At 65.5% G+C, this 255-nt stretch carries 1 protein-coding gene; it reads left to right on the top strand.

The annotated features are described in order from the left end of the window. The coding region (locus tag ACLBYB_RS33550) for an EF-Tu C-terminal domain-related protein (protein WP_447701458.1) at window positions 1-255 on the top strand (255 nt) is incomplete at both ends.

Below are 255 nucleotides of genomic sequence, written 5' to 3'. Positions count from 1 at the left end.
AGCGCGGCCAGGTCGTGTGCAAGCCGGGTTCGGTGAAGCCGCACTCGAAGTTCAAGGCCGAGGCGTACATCCTGACCAAGGAGGAGGGCGGCCGCCACACGCCGTTCTTCACCAACTACCGGCCGCAATTCTACTTCCGGACCACGGACGTGACCGGGATCTGCACGCTGCCGGAGGGCACCGAGATGGTGATGCCGGGCGACAACGTGACCATGGACGTGGCGCTGATCGTGCCGGTGGCCATGGAGGAGAAGC

Source organism: Methylobacterium sp. D54C (genome assembly GCF_053345595.1).
The sequence above is the reverse complement of the archived record's forward strand: the minus strand, read 5'-3'. Positions and strand labels throughout refer to the sequence as shown.